Raw genomic sequence first — 16,191 nt, forward strand, 5'->3', positions numbered from 1 at the left:
GTTCGACGGTGGCCCGGGTCGGTCCCGTCCGGCGACCGTCAACCCAAGTATTCAAGAGGCCCCCGGAGACAGTCACGAACAACGTGGCAGACACCGAGTACTGCAGACGGACGGCGGTCACGGGTCTCTCCGTGTCTCCGACGGACGCCACACGGCTCCGCGAGCTGGTTTCGGAGTGGAAACGCGGCTGTCAGCTCGCGGTCAACGAGGCGTGGGGTGTCTGTCACACGCGGAGCGAGGTCCAACAGCTCGCGTACGACGAACTCCGCGAGCACACCGACCTCAGTAGCCAGCACGCGGTGTTGGCGACCCACCGAGCGGCCGAGGCGATCAAACGCGCCGGCGAGTCGGGGACCAAACCCGAGTTCACCAGCCCGACCGTCGCGTTCGACACCCGCACGATGACGGTGTTCGAGGACCGCACGGTCAGCCTCACGACCACCGACGACCGGGTCCGGTGTGACCTCGATCTGCCGGCCGACGGCGGCTACCAGTCCCGATACCTCGACGGCGAGGAGTGGGAGCCCGCAAAGAGCGCGCTCCGCTACCGCGACGGCGAGTTCGTCTTCCACCTCGGCTTCCGGACGCCCAAGCCCGCCGTCGACCCGCCGACCGAGGGCGCGACCGTGCTCGGGGTCGATCTGGGCGTCGAGAACCTCGCGGTCACCAGCACCGCCCGGTTTTTCCCCGCGGGCGAACTCTCCCACCGCCGCGAGGAGTTCGAGCGCGTCCGGGAGTCCCTCGAAGCGACCGGCACCCGGAGCGCGTCCCGGACTCTCCGGCAGGCGGGCTACCGGACCGACCAGTTCGTCACCCATCGGCTCCACGAGATCGCCAACGGCATCGTCGAGGAGGCGACGCGCTACGACTGCGAGCTCGTCGCCTTCGGCAAGCTCGCGGAGGTCCACGACCTGCTCCCCGAGGCCGACCCCTTCCACGAGTGGCTGTTCGAGCGACTCCTCTCGATGGTGGAGTATCGTGCGGCCGCCCGCGACATCGCCGTCGTGGAGGTCAACCCCGAGTACACCAGCCAGCGGTGCATGGAGTGTGGGTTCACCCACCCGCAGAACCGCGACGTCGAGGCCGGCCACTTCGAGTGTCTCAAATGCGAGGCGTCGGCCAACGACGACTACAACGCCGCCAAGAACATCGCGTTCCGGTGCGTGCGACGCGGCCCGCTCTCCTCGCGCGGGCTCGGCGCGGCGGCGTGTGCGCTCCAGTCGGGCGTCGTGACCCCAGACGACGGGTTCACGCCGTACGCGGAGCTGTCAGACCCGCCGCTGTCGGACTGACGCGCTCGCCGACCGAGCCGACCTTTTAAGCGCTCGCGTGCGTAGGACATCCGTATGAGCGAGCAAGTCGAGCCGGTGATCCGGCGCGGAGACGACATCGAGTACGAGAACGTCGGCGCGGCCGACGGGATGCGAAAGGGCGTGCTCGTCGCCGAGGAGCACGGCGCCCCGAACTTCGCGATCCGGCGGTTCGAACTCGACCCCGGCGCGTCGGTCCCCGAGCACACCAACGACGTCGAACACGAGCAGTACGTCCTTGCGGGCGAGTACGTCGTGGGGATCAGAGAGCCGTCCGAAGCCGACGGCGAGGAGTACACCGTCAGCGCGGGCGACTCGCTGCTCATCCCTGCCGGCGCCGTCCACTGGTACAGAAACGAGGGCGACGAGTCCGGGGCCTTCCTCTGTGCAGTTCCGAACGGCGACGACGAGATCGAACTGGTGGAGTAGCTACTCGTACTCCGGCAGCGAGACGAGCGCCGAGATGTCCGCCGAGATCCACGCCTCGGAGACGCGTCGGTCCTGCATCCGCACGGTCGGGCGGCCGTCCGTGGCGTCGTCTATCTGTAACTGGACTTCCTCGTCGAACCGCGCCGGCAACTGCTCGTTTTGGCTCCCCCGCATAGGTCTGGTACGTCCCGCGGTTGCGACGAAGCGGGCTTTGTTATTTGCCGGTTGCCGAACGGAATTGCGACGATAACGAACCCGTCGGGGGAGTTATCCCGAGCTTACCGACCGGTATCGTCGCGTTTCGGTCGGTCGCGACCCGTCCGGTGACGGTCGTCGACGCCGCGCGCTCGGCGGCCGACCGACCGTTCCGAACCGCTCAAATACCGCGAGCCACTATCGGGTGGTGTGTCGAAGCAGGTCCCGCAGGTGGACACGCTGTTCCTCCACGAGCAGTCCGGCGACTACGTCGCGGTCGTGAACCGCGACGGGTCGCGCGTGTTCCGCGCGAAGCTCGAACTGAAACAGACCGACGCCGGGCCCCGCCCCGGAAAGCTCCGGGTCCAGCGCGGGTCGAGCGAGGAGCTACGCGACCCGGACCAGTTCGTGGAGATCGCCCGCAGGGCCGACCGCATCCGGATCTCCGAACAGACCCCGTCGTCGAGTCGAACGGAGCTACGGGAGATGCTCGACGGCTACCAGCTCGACGCCAAGGTCGTCCGGACCTGTCGGCTGTGTGCGTCGAGCGGGCGCTACTCGCCGATCACGAGCGAGACGGCCATCGACGCCGGCGAGGAGTACATCTGTCCCGACTGCGCCAAAGAGGAGCTAGAGCGTGAGCTCGCGTTCCACGGCGACCTCACCGGGCAGGCCCACGACCGGCTCGAAGACCTCCTGCTCGAAGTGCAGGACCTCGAACGCATCACGAACCTCCTGAAGGGACAGCTCGACCCCGACCTCACGAAGTTCGACGAGATCAGCGCCAACGTCGAGGACGTCGAGACGGTCCCGGTCGACTCGCTCGGGCTCCACCCCGGCGTCCAGAACCTCCTCGAAGACCGCTTCGAGGAGCTGTTGCCCGTCCAGAGTCTGGCGGTCCAGAACGGCCTCCTCGACGGCGAGGACCAGCTCGTGGTGAGCGCCACCGCGACCGGCAAGACCCTCGTCGGCGAGATGACCGGCCTCGACCGGGTGCTCGACGGGGAGGGCAAGATGCTGTTTCTGGTGCCGCTGGTCGCGCTGGCCAACCAGAAACACGAGGACTTCGAGGAGGAGTACGGCGACCTCGTGGACGTGACCATCCGGGTCGGCGCGAGCCGGGTGCGCGACGACGGACAGGCGTTCGACCCGAGCGCGGACGTCATCGTCGGCACCTACGAGGGCGTCGACCACGCGCTCCGGACGGGTCGGGATCTGGGCGACATCGGGACGGTCGTCATCGACGAGGTCCACACCCTCAAAGAACAGGAGCGGGGCCACCGCCTCGACGGGCTCATCGCCCGGCTGAAACACTACTGCGAGACCCGCGCCGAGCGCCGCGAGGCGTACGACGGGGCGCAGTACGTCTACCTCTCGGCGACGGTCGGCAACCCCTCCGGGCTCGCCGAGTCGCTCCGGGCGAACCTCGTCGAGTACGAGGAGCGGCCGGTCCCGCTCGAACGCCACGTCACCTTCGCCGACGGCCAGGAGAAAGGCGACATCGAGAACAAACTGGTCAAACGCGAGTTCGACAGCACGTCCTCGCAGGGGTATCGCGGCCAGACCATCATCTTCACCAACTCCCGGCGGCGGTGTCACGAGATCTCCCGGAAGCTGGAGTACAGCTCCGCGCCGTACCACGCGGGCCTCGACTACGGCCGTCGGAAGACCGTCGAGCGCCAGTTCGCCGATCAGGACCTCGCGGCGGTCGTGACGACCGCGGCGCTGGCGGCCGGGGTCGACTTCCCGGCCTCGCAGGTCGTGTTCGACACCCTCGCGATGGGGATCGAGTGGCTCTCGGTCCAGGAGTTCCACCAGATGCTCGGGCGAGCGGGCCGGCCGGACTACCACGACCGCGGGAAGGTGTACGTGCTGGTCGAGCCAGACGCCGCCTACCACAACAGCATGGAGATGACCGAAGACGAGGTCGCGTTCAAGCTCCTGAAAGGCGAGATGGAGAACGTCCGGACGCTGTACGACGAGAGCGCCGCCGTCGAGGAGACGCTCGCGAACATCACCGTCGCCGGCACCGAGACCAAGCGGCTCAACGAGCGGATGATCGGCGAGGTGCCGACCAAGCACGCGCTCGGCAAGCTCCTCGAATACGGCTTCATCGACGGGCTCGAACCCACCGACCTCGGTCGGGTGGTCACCAGCCACTTCCTCGCGCCCGACGAGGCGTTCAAGATCCTCGACGGCATCCGGAAAGACACCGACCTCTACGAGATCGCGGCCGAACTCGAACTCCACGGCGACGAGGAGTGAGACCGCCCGCGACCGCCGTCTGGGCGCGACGACCGGGGAGCGTCTGACGCTCGTCTGCCGGAGTTTCATATGCGGTAGCTGCCAATGCGTTGATAATGGCCACGGCAAACCCCGAGAGCTCCGAACGCGCGGTCGCGCCCAAACACGAAGCGTACCACGACCCGGACGGCGACGCCGCGCTCAGCACGACGGTGATCAACGCGGTCGCGGCCGCCGAGGGCGTCGACCCGACCCACCGGAACCTCCAGTTGTACGACGCGCTCGATCTCGAAGCGCTCGACTCGCTGTTCGAGCGCCGCTCGCGCGGGGACCACTGGCGCTTCGAGTTCGGCGTCCACGATCTCGTGGTCGTCGTCCACGGCGACGGCTGTATCGCGGTGTACGACGACCGCTGACGCTCCCGACGCTCGCCGCCCGGTCGACGACCGACCGGGCGCTCGACGCTCGCTGAGGGGGATCGCCGTCGCCGCCAGTCCGCACGATTTTTGGTCACCCGTCGAGACGTATCCGCCGTGGTACTTCCGGAGCTGACGGCGGGTGTCGGCGGCATGCAGGTCGTCTTCCTCGTCATCCTCGTCGCGCTTGTGCTGTTTGCCACCGAGCCGGTTCCGATCGACATCACCGCGATCGGGATCATGGTGGCGCTGATGGTGCTCGAGCCGTGGACCCGGGTCTCTCCCGCGGAGGGCGTCTCGGGGTTCGCCAGCACCGCCACCGTGACGGTGCTCGCGATGTTCGTGCTGAGCTACGGCGTCCAGCGTACCGGCGCGGTCCAGATTCTCGGCCGGAAGATCGCGGCGTTCACCGGCGACGACGAGGGCCGCCAGCTCGGCGCGACGATCGGCGTCGTCGGCTCTATCTCCGGGTTCATCAACAACACCGCGGCGGTCGCGATCCTGTTGCCGATGGTGACCGACCTCGCCCACGAGGGCAAGACCTCCCCGTCGAAACTGCTGTTGCCCCTGTCGTACGCCTCGATGTTCGGCGGGACGCTCACGCTCATCGGCACCTCGACGAACATCCTCGCCAGCGACCTCTCGGTCCGGCTCGCGACACAGGACCCCGCGGCGTTCGGCGAACTCCACGCGTTCTCGATGTTCGAGTTCACCGCGCTCGGGCTGATCGTCTCGGGGGTCGGGACGGTGTACCTGCTCACGGTTGGCCGGTGGCTCACCCCCGCACGCATCCCGCCCCGCGAAGACCTCACCGAGGAGTTCGAGCTCGAAGAGTACCTGACCGAGGTCGTCGTCGAGGACGACTCGCCGCTGGTGGGCCGGACCGTCGCCGACGCGCTCGCGGAGACCGACTTCGACGTCGATCTCGTCCAGCTCATCCGGGGCGAGACGACGTTCGCCGAACCGCTCGGTCCCAAGGAGATCCAGTCCGGGGACGTGTTCGCGCTCCGGACCGACCGCGGGACGCTCGTCGAGCTCATCGACGCCGAGGGGCTGGCACTGCTCCCCGAAGTCGACGTGACCGACGCCGAACTCGAGGGCGGCGACGACACCGGCCTCGCGCGAAGCCTCGTCGAGGTGGTCGTCGCGCCCCGGTCGTCGCTGGTCGGCGAGAGCCTCGCCAGCGCGAGCTTCCGGGACCGGTACGACGCGACGGTGCTCGCGCTCCGGCGGGGGCCCGAGTACATCCGCGAGCGCATGGACCACGCCGAACTCCGTGTCGGGGACACGCTGTTGGTGCAGGCGACCGCCGACAGCGTCTCGCGGCTGAACGCCAACCGCGATTTCATCGTGGCCCAGGAGATCGAGCGCCCCGACTACCGGGAGTCGAAGATCCCGCTCGCGCTCGGGATCGTGGCGGCGGTCGTCACGGTCGCCGCCCTCGACGTCCTCCCGATCATGGTGTCGGCGCTGGCCGGGGCGCTCGCGATGGTCGTGACCGGCGTGCTCAAGCCCCCGGAGGTGTACGACGCCGTCGAGTGGGACGTCATCTTCCTGCTCGCGGGGGTCATCCCCCTCGGGATCGCGCTCGAGAAGACCGGCGGCGCGGACCTGCTCGCGGATCTGGTGGTCGCCTCGGCCGACGTGTTGCCCGCGATCGCGGTCCTCGGGCTGTTCTACGTCGTGACCGCCCTGCTCACCAACGTCATCAGCAACAACGCCAGCGTCGTGTTGATGATCCCGGTCGCGGCCGAGGCCGCCGCCCAGCTCGACGCCAACGCCTTTGCGTTCGTCCTGGCGGTCACGTTCGCGGCCTCGACCGCGTTCATGACGCCCGTCGGCTACCAAACGAACCTCTTCGTCTACGGTCCCGGCGGCTACCGGTTCACCGACTACATCCGGGTCGGCGCGCCGCTTCAGTTGCTGTTCGCGATCGCCACGACCGCGGGTATCGCGGTGATCTGGGGCGTCTGAGGCGCGCGGGTCGCCGATCGGCGCCGTCGGCCGCGACAAACGAAACCCTTTACAGGTGTTCGCGCGCTACGTACACGGTACGGGACCGTGGGGTAGCTTGGTATCCTTTCGGCCTTGGGTGCCGATAACCCCGGTTCGAATCCGGGCGGTCCCATAGCCACTTAAGTAAATCAGCTGATTTTGCCGCTTCTAAACGCCTTAGAATCGGTCTCGTTCTCGCCCTTCTCACTGGCTGGAGGTGCGGTTTCTGATGGCGGTTCAACTCCCCGACTCGGACCGCGACCGCCACACCTGCGACTACTGCGACGCCCACGTCACTGCCGAGTTCCGCCGCATCTACGGGACCGAGAGCGGCCGAGCTAAACGATGTCCGGGCTACGATTCGTGGCCACGTATCGAACACGGCTCGGCGCGCGGCGACGAAGTCGACCATCCTGATCCGCAAGAGAACCCCGCTCGTAACGGCGGGAAGGAACTCCGTCGCAAGTGCGTGGCTGACGGAGGTGAATCGCCGTGACCGGATTCGTCCGCGCGAGCGAACTCTACGACGTTCGCGAAGGGGAACTTCTCGTTCATCCAGCTGAGCGTCCGAGCGAGCTACCTAGCGAGGAGGGCTAAGGATGGCCGCGCCAGCCCGCTACGAGACCCGTAGCGACGGCTATTGCCGGTGGCGTGCCTGGGATCGTGTCGACGGTCGCGAGCGCTACGTCTACGTCCACCAGCTAACCGCCATCGCCGACGGTGCGAGCCCGTACTTGGTGTTCTCGGCCGGCGAGTACCATATCCACCATCGCTCGGGCATCAGGTTCGACAATCGACCGAGCAACCCCCAGCTGCTCAAGGGCGACGACCACGCTCGCGAGACCTTCGATCAGGAGGGAGCCGAGTCGTGAACGATCGCGACGCCACGCCTGACTGGCAGCGGCGACTCAAGCGGAAGCTCGGCGAGAATCCCGCGCGGTTCCTCGACCACGACCTCGTCGAGCGCGGCTCCCGACATACGGATCGGACGCTTCAGCCACTCGTCCGAGCTCGAATCCGAGGTATCGACAAGATCGGCGTGGTGAACGCCTGGATTGCAGTTGAGCGCAAGCTCGATCGCGGGCCGCGCGATCGGATTATCGAGTTACTCGAAGAACGGAAGGCATACCTCGAAGAGTACGGCGAGCGTCCGGACCTCGCTACCGCACGTCTCGACGAACGACCGTCGCGCTACCAGCCTCACAGTCGCGATCTTCCTGCAACCGAGGTCACCTACGTCACCGCCGACGGCGAACGCGTTCCCGCAGACAAACGGCCCACGAAGCCCACAGTCGGCCGGCGATTCGACTCGGCAACGACACAGACCGAGGTCGTAGCTGACGGAGGTGAGGGCCAGTGACGCTCGCTCGCCCGGAGTGCGCCGAATGCAGCGAGCGGGTATTCGAGAGGTCCGCGACGATCTACGTCGCGAAGGCCGGCGAGACCGCGCGGGTACTCTGTCGAGACTGCCAGCACCGGTATCCCGACGAGCGCCAGTACTCGCCGACCGAGTTGCCGAGCGCGAGTCGGCCCGTGATTCGCGGGGGTGACCAACCGTGACCCGCGAGGTCCACCACGTCGGCGAAGACCGCGACGCGGTCACGATGGACGACATCCACGCCGAGGACGATCTCGCCGACCAGATGGAGGGCGCCCTCCTGGAGGGTGACTACGAGGTCGAAGACGGTCCGGGGCCAGCCGACTCCGGTCCGGACACGGTCATCTGTTGTCGGTACTGCGAACAAGAGTTCGAACGTATCGTCGACTACGACGACCACGAGTACACCTGCGAGGACCTCCAGCATGCGGTCGCTCGCGAGGAAACTGATAGTGACGACCAAGAGGACGCGACGGTCGACGACATCAATCGGACGTACTTCATCCGGACCCAGTGGCACGAATTCAAAGCCTACGTGAAGTACGATATCGGCCTCGACGTCTACTACGGGTTGAACAGTCTCCAGAAGGAACACGACTTCCGCGACGACGGCGCCCTCACTACCGAATTTGAAGTCCCGGACGAGATCGCCGAGGAGACCGACCGCGAACGCTGGGAGTTGGAGTTCTCGTTCTCGGACAGCAAGCTCAAACCGTGGGACGATCAGTCGTTCCGCATTCAGAACGTCCGCGAGTACTCGATCAAAGTTCATCCCGCAGGTGTCGACGATCACAACGATGCACTTCGGAAAAACGTTCTCGGTGAAACCGCGGTGGCCCGACCTCGAATCAGAAGACGGCTACTCGAATCCGAGCAACCCCCACGACATCCTCGGCGTCGACGTCACCTTCGACGGGTCGAACCTCGAACCGAATGTGTACCCGAAGCTGTTCTATCACGCACTGGGTGTGCTCCACGGCCAGCAGGGCAAGAACTGGTCGAACCCGACCTACATCCCCTACGACGATGTCCGACCGGAGAACATCCACCACTCCTCGAACATCGTCGACGGCGAGCTCTACGTCCGCCTCGACGAGGAGAAGACCGGCCCGCTGTACGCCATTGACGGGCCGATTCATCGCATCTCGATGCTGTTGGCTGACGAGCGCTCGGGGTACGCGAAGTCGATTCGGGACGATCGCGAGTGTGAGGGCTACTACCACGTCGCGACGATCGGGAGCGATCGCGCGTCCGAGCTGCTCGGCGGCCACTCGCTCGGCAAGGAATTCAAGCACTATCACGTCAACAACCCTAGCGCTGTCGACGGCGACGGGATGCTCGAACATCCGAAGGTCGGCGTCGCGCTTCAGAACTCGGTCACCGACCGCACTGTCTACTGGGACGATCTCCGGCGCCTGGAGAAGGAACTCGACGAGGCACTGTTGAACGTCCTTGACTGGGCGGACATTCCGCTCCGACCTGACGATCAGTACTACGTCGAGGACGAGGTCTTCGAAGTAACTGGTGAGCGTCGCTTTCGCCAGCTGGCCGTGAACCAGCTCCCGAGCATCCAGCAGGAGCAGAATGACGACGTGATGCGGGTCGTTCCGAATCTCGCGCCGACCGACGCGGAGGCGCTCGACAAGCTACTGGCCGACGGCGGCCAGATCTCGCCGGCCGACCTCGCGGCGGATCTCGGACGCCACATCGATACGGTCTACCGGGCGCTGGATCGCCTCGGCGACATCGTCGTCCACGAGTACGGTGACGTTCGTCTGCGCTCGAAGAACGTCGCACAAGAGATTCTGAAGTACGTCCAGGGCGCGAAGGAGTCGTTCGAAGTCTCGATGTCCGAAGCGGCGGACAAGATGGTTCAGGCCGAGCGCGTTGCGGATGGCGACTCTGCGTTCGCACAGTGGCGCCAGACTTACGGCGTCGAGATTGACAGTGACGACGAGGAGGATCGCGACACGCTCTCGATGAAGTACACGCCGGAGGACCGGAAAGAGCTCAAGCGAATCCTCCGGTCGGGCGCTCGTCACTGGGCGGAGCTGACCGACAGCGCGGTGGGACGATTCGCCGTCGAGTTCCGGCCGGATGTTCGACTGGCGGACGGCTCGCGATACAACCCGGTGCTCTGGAAGAATCTGTTTACTCGGACGAAGGGTCCGAGCCTGTTCAGCCAGACGTTCGGCTGACGGGCCGACTGGTGAGTGGCAACACTATCTCTCGGTTGACCTTATTCTAACTCTATTTGTTCTATTTGCCATAGTGGTAAAGTAGACTTGTTTTGAGTGGTATCTCCTGCATCGGGAGCGCCGTGATCAGGACGGTGGCCGAGCGCGGAATCCGGGGGGTCCCCCCGAATTTCCGCTTAGAGGGTGTGGCTAAAGAGCCACGGGCTCAAAGTACGTCCTTCGCTTCGCTCAGGACACCGGAAACAAAAGACACCACGGTCGGTTGCTCAGGCCACGCACGACCACTCAGCCTCGTCGCGCACACGGGTCCGAGCGCGAGATCGAGGCCACGCCCACAAGTAGGCGCCGAGTGCGCATGGATCGACTGCTCCCACGCGAGTGAGCGCTCGTGCTTCGTCCGCAAGCGAACGCATTCCTCCATGGAGTTGTTCTGCTCCACCGCTGATTTAAATATCTACTACGGAGCGACCGGTGACAAACTGGGAGTCGAATCGAGACGACGCGTGTACCGACAGCCCCGCGATCACGTCAGTGGGGTGGATGCCGACTTCGCGGGTCTCACTGTACAGCGGAACTCGACGCCCGGTTGAGCAAGTAGATCATGACGCCGCCGAGAACGATATCGAGTGCGAGGAGCACGGCGATCGCCGGGACGAGCGTGTCCCAGATACCGCCGAAGCGAGTGACCTCGACGACGGTCATGACGTCCTGGTCAAGCATGAGCGCGCGTGCGGCGTCGACACCGTAGGTGATTGGGTTGTACGTCGCGACGACCTGGATCCAGTCGGGCATCGCGTCCAACGGGAGGAAGGCGGTCGAAACGAACAGCAGGGGGAATTGCAGGAGGTTCGCGCCGATGATCGTCGACTCCTGATCGCGGGTGACGATGGCCATGATGTTCGAGAGCGCGATGAACCACAGCGAGAAGAGGATGCCAATGCCGAGAATTCCGACGGCGCCGAGGACCCCAGTGGCGACGTTTGCGCCGAGCACCGTGCCCAGCGCGAGGATGATGGCGATCTGGACGACAATCCGGAGGATCTCGGCGGCGGTTTTGCCGAGGAACATCGCCGAGCGACTCATCGGCATCACGAGTGTCTTCTCGAACATCCCCTCCTCCATGTCGTTGACGAGACCGATCCCCGACCCCGCGGCGGCCGCCAGTGAGACCTGCATCGCGATAGCGGGCAGCAGGAACGTCTCGTAGGTGATTCCCCCTGCCCCGCCACCACTACCGAGCGCGCTCGTCGCGATCTGGCCGAACACCTGCGTGAATAGGACGAGGAAGATGATCGGCTGGACGAGCGATCCGACGACGACGAAGGGGTTACGTACCGCCTTCAAGTTCCAGCGGACGAAGTTCACCCAGAAATCGCTGAAAAAGGAGTTGCTCGACGGCATCGTGCGGACCTGTCCGCCGTCGGGGCGAGACTCGTTGGCGGCCTTGTCTCCCGAGGCTTCGCTCATTCGGCGCCCACCTCCGGTTCCGTCACGTCAACGGCGTCAGCCGACCGATCCTCGGAGTCGAGTTCCTCGCCGGTGATCGCGAGGAAGACGTCGTCGAGCGTCGGCGCGCGGATATTGAACCCGGTGACGGTGATCCCGGCGTCGCGTAGAGCGACGAGCAGGTCCGTCCCGTGCTCGCGCGCCCGCTCGGCGGTGACGCTGATTCCGTCGTCGGTGACGCTCACATCCGCGTCGGCGTCGAAGACATCGCCCTCGCGGGCGATCTCGGCGGCGCGCTCGCGAGCGTCCTTCCCCGCGGGAACGTCCACGTCGAGAATCTCTCCGCCGACCCGCCGTTTCAGCTCCACGGGCGAGCCCGTGGCGGCAATCTCGCCGTGCATAATGACGGCGATTCGGTCGCAAAGCTGGTCGGCTTCTTCGAGGTACTGCGTGGTGAGAAACAGCGTCGTCCCGCGCTCGTTGATGCGCTCGAAGTACTCCCAGAGGCGATTGCGTGCCTTCGGATCCAGCCCGGTCGTCGGTTCGTCGAGGAAGACGAGCGGCGGGTTGTGGACGAGCGCCGTCGCGGCGTCAAGCCGCTTCTTCATCCCGCCGGAGAACTCGCCAGCCTGCTTGTCGCCCACGTCCGCCAGGTCCACCAGGTCAAGTAGTTCGTCGATGCGCTCGGCGCGCTCGCTTTTCGGGACGCCGTAGGCCTGGGCGGCGAAGCGGATGTTCTCGCGGGCGGTGAGTTCTTCGTCGACGCTGGTCTCTTGGGCCATGTAGCCGATTGTCTCGCGGATCCTGCGGGGCTCGTCGCGCACGTCGAAGCCGTTGACGGTGATCGACCCCGCGGTCGGCGACAGCAGTGTCGAGAACGTCTTGATCGTCGTCGTCTTCCCCGCACCGTTCGCGCCGAGGAAGCCGAAGAACTCGCCCTCGGGGACCCTCAGATCGATTCCTTTCACCGCCTCCGTCCCGTCGGCGTAGGTGAGTTCCACGCCCTCGGCGTCGATGGCGGCGCCGCGTCCGTCCGTCCGTAGCGTGTCGTCGGTCACAGGCTTCTTTGTGACCACGGACCCGTAGCATCTGCCCTAATTTGTTCGGGTTTTTATACCGGAGATGCGTCGAAACTCCGCGACGAGGTGGTTCTGCGCGCGGCGCAGTCGCTCGGAGAGCGACGCCGAGCTCGTCGGCGACATCGGCCATCGTGGCGGTCCTCGGCGTGTCGAAATAGCCCATCTCGTGGGCGGTGACGAGCGCCTGCTGTTGGGCGCCGGTCATCTCGCGCGGCCGAAAGCGGTCGCCGGTCCCGAACGGGCTGGTCTCTCTCTCGTCCGAATCCTCGTCGGCCTCCACGAGGCGATCCAACCGGAACCCGTAGTCGTTGGCTCGGCAGAACGTCCGGAACCGGTCGAACTCCTCGCGGTCGGCGAACCAGCGCCGCTCCTCCCAGCCGCTCGGCGTAGCGAGCACACGGTCGGGGATAGACCCGTTGTCCGCGAGCAGTTCCAGATCCGTCGGCGGGTCGCCGGTCGGGCGACAGCGGTAGCGCCGCGTCGTCCCGTCGGCGACGACCAACGAGTAGTCGGTTACCGAGTCGGCGTCGTCGAACGCCGCCTCGATCGCGTCAGCGTCGCCGCCCACGATCCGCACGATGAACGTCGGCGCCCCCGACGGGCGCCCCTGGACCGACTCGAACTCGACGGTTGCTTCGGACACGTCTTCCGCCACGTCGACCAGCGGCAGATGCTGGGAGGTCATCCGGAACTCTGCAATCAGTCCCATGGAGGTCAGAGGACGGACGGACAGTTAGCGCTGGCGGAGAAGCAAGTTTTCGTAGTGACAGTTGTGGGCCACTTTTTGTTCAGTACGTACTTCGTACTTACCGAATCTCGAGGTCTCAGTTCCACACCCGATTCTAAAAGAAAAAGAGGTCACGCTACCGGCGACTGTTACGCGTCGCTGAGTTGCTGGATCGACTCGACCATCTGATCGGCGGTGTGGAGCTCGAGGGAGGTATCGCCTGCTTCGCCGGTGAAGAACACCGAGGAGCCGGGGCCGATACCGAGCGCTTCGACCGCCTCTTTCGGGAGAGTGACGTGGTAGGAGCTATGGCTGTCTTGGACTTTCCGGGACTCGACGATGGTTTCGGGGAGTTCTGCGGACATCTGTTCACATCGCTACAAACCGGGGGCCTCAAAAAGATTACCCCCAGCGTACTCAATTGAGCCAACAACCTTCCAAATCTCACTTCACAATGTTGCTGGTGGAGATAACTCTCTTGATTTGGATTGATTTCGAGGTGGAGACACTGACGGGTTGGCTGGCAGTACAGGCGCGCGCGTAGTTAGGAGAGTAAAGCCAACCCCCCTCCCCTTGATTTACTGTAGCACTGAGATTGAGCCGGTGACTCGTTTCGAATCAGTATTGCTCAACTGGAAGAACTCATTTTGGGAGAAATCCCTGGGGAGTACGCACCCGCTCGTAGTATCGCAACGGAACTCAACCCCGGGGAGGGGACTGAATCCGGATTTCACATAGCAGTGGCTTTCCCACGCGAAAGTGGCTCTGTAGCAGACGAATCAGTCTCGGTTGGTGGCGAAGCACTCCTGACACGGCCGATAGTGACCACCGAGAGCGTCGGGAACGACGTGGCGATACTCGCCGGACTGTCCGCAAAGCGGGCCGTCAGTCGTCGGTGCATGCATGACTTTCGAGGAACCACCGCGGACCAGCACCTCTTGAGTGAGGACAGCCAGTGACGAGATCGACGGGAGCTCAAGCGGCTCGAACAGTTCCTCGTCGTCTTCGAACTGCTCGCCAAACTCGCGAGACCGGATGGGCGTCCGCCGCGGCTCGACCGGACTTTCGGGATCGGCTGCGAGGTGCTCGAAGATGGCTTTATAGCACGACTCGCAGGGAGTAAGCCCGCTTTGGCGGACTGTGGCTGGCGGGACGAGTTGCCAGTCGGAGGCGGAGCCACCGGCCGGGCACGCGGGAGTGGGCTGGTCGGCGCTGGCGTCGAGTGCGAGCCGGTGGAAGCCGCTGCCGTTCGGCTTCGCGACGACGCGATCCTGAAACACTCCTCGCACGTTCGCGAATCGGTCGAGGAGATCGTCGGTAGTGCTCGTAGAGGATTGAGTGATGGTTTTACTCATTGGTTGTCCCCTGGCCACAGCAGGCTCGATCTGAGGTGCAATCGTTGAATCGGCAGCGAGCGCAGAAGCTGAGGCCCCCATTATCGTGGGTGCAGGCGGGACACTCACACTCGCGGTTTCGGCCGACTGGTGTGAACGATCGGTAGTGTGCTGAATCGGTATCTCGGCACTCGGTTTCTGCCATAGACGGCCATGGGAGAAACCGGTAGTGCTATAAAGATTGGGCCGGAGAATACTTCGAGCAATAAAGATAGAATATTAAACAAATCTCTCGTGGGCCTGTCGACATGATCATCACGTCACTGTTAAATTACAGAGGTATGACTGGTTGGACGCAGAGGGGGCGCGCCCCAAGATGGTCACCGTCAGAAAGAACTTGCAGGCATAGACGAGATCCTACTATCGGACGGGCGGTTCATCTCACTCAAGTGCACGGCGGATGGTGAATATAAACTCGAATTAGTAAATTCGGACGTGCTATCAAGTTAAGCCCCAGAATTATTGTAGGATAGTATAAATTCTAATCGAAGGAATAATATTGCGTGTTGAGGAATTGCCTATGATGGAAATCACCAAAACAGCGGAGGACATGTACCGCGAATTGGCGTGCGTCGAAGAAGGTGGGGCCCTCTACACACTTCAGCAAGATACTCGCTACGAGGTGAAGTATGTCGAACGTGAATCTCGAAACGAGGTTGGTGACCGCGTAGTCGTGTACCTGCGGAGTCCCCCGAGCAGCCACTACCCAAAAGGGAAACCGTACCGACTGGTCGTCGATTGCGGCGAGGATCGGTATGTGATGGAAGAAAAACGGAATGGGGAAGACTGGCGAACATACTCGGCGAAGTTCGCGGGGTTTCGCTATCGGTCGCCGTCCCATCCAAAGAATGAGGAATCTTGGGAGTACGAAGAAACGAAATCATCTCTATAGGATTCAGCGAGATCCTGTACTGTGACACTATTTTTTAGCAGAAGTCTCTCCAACTGACCATGTAGTCTCGGCCTCGACGGATAGTTCCTGAGTGTCGAGAACCTCAGCAATCTGTTCGGGTGTGACCGAACCTTGTTCGGTGGCAAGTCCCATGAGCTCTTGAAAGCGACCGACCGGAACGGCGGTAGTGTCGCCGGCCATTTTGAGGTAGTAATCGGCGGCCGCGTCGAGGGCAGTCGACTTGTGGCCTTCCCCAGTGGCTTCTTTGAGATTCTCCCACTTGCGTTCGCGAGCGTCAGTGGCTTCGATGCGCATACTCGTTGCACAACCTCCCCCCGAACCTAGTATTCTGCGGTGATTGAAACGGGATTCGTATATAAAAGGCGAGTGGGGACGGCGCGATTGAGCCGAAGATAGGGATGGTTTGGGGCGCGTCGTAGTGCTCGTTGCACAACCGAGTTCGCTGGGGTTGTGCAACGAGCGGGATT

At 64.2% G+C, this 16,191-nt stretch carries 16 protein-coding genes, 1 tRNA gene and 2 pseudogenes; 12 read left to right on the plus strand and 7 right to left on the minus strand.

The window, feature by feature from the left end; all coding sequences use genetic code 11:
* The first annotated feature begins 83 nt into the window (after positions 1-83).
* Complete coding sequence (locus EPY72_RS07560) at positions 84-1,292, plus strand: RNA-guided endonuclease InsQ/TnpB family protein (RefSeq protein WP_134668496.1); 1,209 nt, start codon at positions 84-86, stop codon at positions 1,290-1,292.
* A 54-nt stretch (positions 1,293-1,346) separates the two neighbouring features.
* Positions 1,347-1,739, plus strand: a complete 393-nt coding sequence (locus EPY72_RS07565; RefSeq protein WP_135806029.1) for a cupin domain-containing protein — start codon at positions 1,347-1,349, stop codon at positions 1,737-1,739.
* On the opposite strand, the gene EPY72_RS19300 is transcribed toward EPY72_RS07565, so the two are convergent.
* Positions 1,740-1,913: a hypothetical protein gene (locus EPY72_RS19300; RefSeq protein ID WP_167599382.1), complete on the minus strand. Its 174-nt coding sequence runs from the start codon at positions 1,911-1,913 to the stop codon at positions 1,740-1,742. It lies immediately after the preceding gene.
* A 231-nt stretch (positions 1,914-2,144) separates the two neighbouring features.
* On the opposite strand from EPY72_RS19300, the gene EPY72_RS07570 reads away from it, so the two are divergent.
* The 9 genes and pseudogenes from EPY72_RS07570 to EPY72_RS07610 all read left to right on the plus strand — a co-directional run bounded on the left by EPY72_RS07570 (position 2,145) and on the right by EPY72_RS07610 (position 10,165).
* Positions 2,145-4,199 (plus strand): DEAD/DEAH box helicase, encoded by a 2,055-nt coding sequence (locus EPY72_RS07570; protein WP_135806030.1) that lies wholly within the window; start codon positions 2,145-2,147, stop codon positions 4,197-4,199.
* A gap of 95 nt (positions 4,200-4,294) precedes the next feature.
* Entirely contained in the window at positions 4,295-4,594 is a 300-nt protein-coding gene (locus EPY72_RS07575) for a HalOD1 output domain-containing protein (RefSeq protein WP_167599383.1), read from the plus strand.
* A 153-nt stretch (positions 4,595-4,747) separates the two neighbouring features.
* A complete protein-coding gene (locus EPY72_RS07580) occupies positions 4,748-6,568 on the plus strand; it encodes an SLC13 family permease (RefSeq protein WP_135806224.1) in 1,821 nt (606 codons plus the stop codon).
* A gap of 81 nt (positions 6,569-6,649) precedes the next feature.
* Positions 6,650-6,722 (plus strand) — tRNA-Pro (locus EPY72_RS07585).
* 96 nt (positions 6,723-6,818) lie between these two features.
* Positions 6,819-7,085: a DUF7563 family protein gene (locus EPY72_RS07590; RefSeq protein WP_135806031.1), complete on the plus strand. Its 267-nt coding sequence runs from the start codon at positions 6,819-6,821 to the stop codon at positions 7,083-7,085.
* A 103-nt stretch (positions 7,086-7,188) separates the two neighbouring features.
* On the plus strand, positions 7,189-7,461 hold the full coding sequence (locus EPY72_RS07595) for a hypothetical protein (RefSeq protein WP_135806032.1): 273 nt from the start codon (positions 7,189-7,191) through the stop codon (positions 7,459-7,461).
* Positions 7,458-7,949 (plus strand): DUF8129 domain-containing protein, encoded by a 492-nt coding sequence (locus tag EPY72_RS07600; protein WP_135806033.1) that lies wholly within the window; start codon positions 7,458-7,460, stop codon positions 7,947-7,949. The genes EPY72_RS07595 and EPY72_RS07600 overlap by 4 nt, the downstream gene beginning before the upstream one ends.
* 283 nt (positions 7,950-8,232) lie before the next feature.
* A pseudogene (locus tag EPY72_RS20155) lies at positions 8,233-8,682 on the plus strand (DUF7845 domain-containing protein); the annotation flags it as partial.
* A gap of 82 nt (positions 8,683-8,764) precedes the next feature.
* The gene (locus EPY72_RS07610; protein ID WP_135806035.1) at positions 8,765-10,165 is read left to right on the plus strand and encodes a DUF7845 domain-containing protein; all 1,401 of its coding nucleotides are present in this window, start codon (positions 8,765-8,767) and stop codon (positions 10,163-10,165) included.
* A 558-nt stretch (positions 10,166-10,723) separates the two neighbouring features.
* Here the strand turns inward: EPY72_RS07610 and EPY72_RS07615 are convergent.
* The 5 genes and pseudogenes from EPY72_RS07615 to EPY72_RS07635 form a co-directional block, all read right to left on the minus strand.
* Positions 10,724-11,632 (minus strand): ABC transporter permease, encoded by a 909-nt coding sequence (locus EPY72_RS07615; protein WP_210423509.1) that lies wholly within the window; start codon positions 11,630-11,632, stop codon positions 10,724-10,726.
* Complete coding sequence (locus EPY72_RS07620) at positions 11,629-12,687, minus strand: ATP-binding cassette domain-containing protein (RefSeq protein WP_135806036.1); 1,059 nt, start codon at positions 12,685-12,687, stop codon at positions 11,629-11,631. The genes EPY72_RS07615 and EPY72_RS07620 overlap by 4 nt, the downstream gene beginning before the upstream one ends.
* A gap of 148 nt (positions 12,688-12,835) precedes the next feature.
* Positions 12,836-13,399, minus strand: a pseudogene (locus EPY72_RS20050) (bacterio-opsin activator domain-containing protein); the annotation flags it as partial.
* Positions 13,400-13,566: 167 nt separating this feature from the next.
* The gene (locus tag EPY72_RS07630) at positions 13,567-13,782 is read right to left on the minus strand and encodes an AbrB/MazE/SpoVT family DNA-binding domain-containing protein (protein WP_135806037.1); all 216 of its coding nucleotides are present in this window, start codon (positions 13,780-13,782) and stop codon (positions 13,567-13,569) included.
* Positions 13,783-14,196: 414 nt separating this feature from the next.
* Complete coding sequence (locus tag EPY72_RS07635) at positions 14,197-14,772, minus strand: hypothetical protein (RefSeq protein WP_135806038.1); 576 nt, start codon at positions 14,770-14,772, stop codon at positions 14,197-14,199.
* Positions 14,773-15,334: 562 nt separating this feature from the next.
* Between EPY72_RS07635 and EPY72_RS07640 the strand changes: the two genes are divergently transcribed.
* Positions 15,335-15,703 carry a hypothetical protein gene (locus tag EPY72_RS07640; RefSeq protein WP_168216010.1) on the plus strand — a complete coding sequence of 123 codons (369 nt, stop codon included), beginning with the start codon at positions 15,335-15,337 and terminating at the stop codon, positions 15,701-15,703.
* Positions 15,704-15,730: 27 nt separating this feature from the next.
* On the opposite strand, the gene EPY72_RS07645 is transcribed toward EPY72_RS07640, so the two are convergent.
* Complete coding sequence (locus EPY72_RS07645) at positions 15,731-16,018, minus strand: hypothetical protein (RefSeq protein ID WP_135806040.1); 288 nt, start codon at positions 16,016-16,018, stop codon at positions 15,731-15,733.
* Positions 16,019-16,191: the final 173 nt, after the last annotated feature.

Source organism: Halorussus marinus, from assembly GCF_004765795.1.
GTDB lineage: Archaea > Halobacteriota > Halobacteria > Halobacteriales > Haladaptataceae > Halorussus > Halorussus marinus.

What these genes read in the sequence shown, in the direction of transcription:
- EPY72_RS07575 (WP_167599383.1), top strand. Translation starts at nt 4,295, where the DNA reads ATGGCCACGGCAAACCCCGAGAGCTCCGAACGCGCGGTCGCGCCCAAA.
- EPY72_RS07615 (WP_210423509.1), bottom strand. Translation starts at nt 11,632, where the DNA reads ATGAGCGAAGCCTCGGGAGACAAGGCCGCCAACGAGTCTCGCCCCGAC.
- EPY72_RS19300 (WP_167599382.1), bottom strand. Translation starts at nt 1,913, where the DNA reads ATGCGGGGGAGCCAAAACGAGCAGTTGCCGGCGCGGTTCGACGAGGAA.
- EPY72_RS07610 (WP_135806035.1), top strand. Translation starts at nt 8,765, where the DNA reads ATGCACTTCGGAAAAACGTTCTCGGTGAAACCGCGGTGGCCCGACCTC.
- EPY72_RS07635 (WP_135806038.1), bottom strand. Translation starts at nt 14,772, where the DNA reads ATGAGTAAAACCATCACTCAATCCTCTACGAGCACTACCGACGATCTC.
- EPY72_RS07640 (WP_168216010.1), top strand. Translation starts at nt 15,335, where the DNA reads ATGGAAATCACCAAAACAGCGGAGGACATGTACCGCGAATTGGCGTGC.
- EPY72_RS07630 (WP_135806037.1), bottom strand. Translation starts at nt 13,782, where the DNA reads ATGTCCGCAGAACTCCCCGAAACCATCGTCGAGTCCCGGAAAGTCCAA.
- EPY72_RS07645 (WP_135806040.1), bottom strand. Translation starts at nt 16,018, where the DNA reads ATGCGCATCGAAGCCACTGACGCTCGCGAACGCAAGTGGGAGAATCTC.
- EPY72_RS07590 (WP_135806031.1), top strand. Translation starts at nt 6,819, where the DNA reads ATGGCGGTTCAACTCCCCGACTCGGACCGCGACCGCCACACCTGCGAC.
- EPY72_RS07565 (WP_135806029.1), top strand. Translation starts at nt 1,347, where the DNA reads ATGAGCGAGCAAGTCGAGCCGGTGATCCGGCGCGGAGACGACATCGAG.
- EPY72_RS07580 (WP_135806224.1), top strand. Translation starts at nt 4,748, where the DNA reads ATGCAGGTCGTCTTCCTCGTCATCCTCGTCGCGCTTGTGCTGTTTGCC.
- EPY72_RS07595 (WP_135806032.1), top strand. Translation starts at nt 7,189, where the DNA reads ATGGCCGCGCCAGCCCGCTACGAGACCCGTAGCGACGGCTATTGCCGG.